Here is a 1,563-nt window from a genome sequence, read left to right as displayed (position 1 = left end):
AGCACGTCTACTTCGACTACTGGGCCCACCGCGGCATCGACGTGACACCGTTCTTCTCGGTACTGCACGGCCCGCGGATCCCGGCGCCGGGCGGCGCCGGCTTCCCCGCCGGAGAGGTTGCCCTGCAAGGCTATTTCGACGAGATGTTCCTGGGCCGGGGCGACGTGGCGGCCACCCTGAAGCGGGCCCAGGCCGCGGCCAACGCCGCCGCGCAGCGGTAGCTCACCCCGGCAGCACCAGCACCGGCACCGGGCTGTTGCGGATGATCCTGGTGCTGCGCGACCCGAGGAACACGCGGCGGAGGTCGCCGCGCGGCGACGTACCCAGCGCCAGGATCTCGCCGTCCACCCAGGACACCTTGCCCAGCACCTCCTCCCACGAGTGGCCGGCGACCACGTCGAGCAGGACGTCGTCACCGACGATGCGCCGAGTTTTCAAGTCCGCCAAGATTTCCCGTGCCTGATCCAGCCACGCGGCCAGGATGGAGTCCTCGGCGTCCAATCCCACCTTCGGGGGGTACATCGTCTTGCCGCGCACGGCGAAGGTGAGCACCCGCATCGGCACCCCGAACCGCGCGGCGGACTCGAAACAGCGCCGCACCACGTCGACGGTGTCCGGGGTCGCGGAGTAGGCGCAGGTGAGCCGCGCCAATGTGCCGGTATGCGAACGGTATTCGCGCGGACTGATGGCCACCGGCACGGGCGAGGCGTGCAGCAGCCAGTCGGCGGTCGACCCGATCACCACCTGGCCGCGCCCGCCGCTGGGCAGCGACCCCAGCACCAGCAGATCCCCGCCGGCGTCCTCGACCACCTCGATCAGGCCGCCCGCCACCGAGCGGTGCGCGCGGTGCACGTAGGCGACCTCGACCCCGTCGGCCAGGGCACGCAGGCAGCGCGCGGCCTCCTCGGCCGACTCGGCGGCCACGCGGTCCGCCCAGTCGTCGTAGTCGGCGCGCGGCGGCGTCAGCCACGGCTTGGGCACGACGGTGGCCACGGTGAGGGAGGTGCCGAGCGTCCGCGTGGCGCGCACGGCCAGGTGCAGCCCCGACAGGCCCACCTGGCCCGCCCGGTAGCCGACGACGACCGTCACGGCGCGTCCCCGCGCGCATGGCTGAGCACCTCGTTGAGAGCACTGTGGTGGCGGCCCCACACGACGTAGAAGACTAACGCCACCACGACCCAGCCGCCGAACGCGATCCAGGTGTACCAGTGCAGGCTGACCAGGATGTACGCGCACGCCAGCACCGAAAGCACCGGCGTGACAGGGTAACCGGGCACCCTGAACGCCCGGGGCAGGTCGGGCTGGCGCACCCGCAGCACGATCACCCCGACCGACACCACGATGAAGGCGGTGAGCGTGCCGATGGACACCATGTCCGCCAGGTCCTGCAGCGGGACGACGGCGGCCAGCAGCGACGCGGCGATCCCGACGATCACGGTGTTGGTCACCGGCGTCATCGTGCGGGCGTTGACCGTCGCGAACCGGGGCGGCAGCAGGCCGTCGCGGCCCATCGCGAACAGGATCCGGGTCTGGCCGTACATGGTGACCAGCGTGACCGTGAAG

Annotated in this window: 2 protein-coding genes and 1 pseudogene; 1 reads left to right on the top strand and 2 read right to left on the bottom strand. The window is 71.7% G+C overall.

The features are described from left to right. Positions 1 to 221: pseudogene (locus tag AC2VNT_RS08650) on the top strand (sugar ABC transporter substrate-binding protein); the annotation flags it as partial. A 1-nt stretch (position 222) separates the two neighbouring features. Here AC2VNT_RS08650 and AC2VNT_RS08645 read toward each other — a convergent pair. Further along, a complete protein-coding gene (locus tag AC2VNT_RS08645; RefSeq protein WP_486946464.1) occupies positions 223 to 1,089 on the bottom strand; it encodes a universal stress protein in 867 nt (288 codons plus the stop codon). After that, a partial coding sequence (locus AC2VNT_RS08640) for an amino acid permease (protein WP_486946463.1) occupies positions 1,086 to 1,563 on the bottom strand: 478 nt, incomplete at its 5' end. The genes AC2VNT_RS08640 and AC2VNT_RS08645, both read right to left, overlap by 4 nt.

The organism is Mycobacterium sp. TH-M15 (assembly GCF_057473705.1).
Note: the sequence above shows the minus strand (reverse complement) of the source record. Positions and strands in the feature narration are given on the sequence as shown.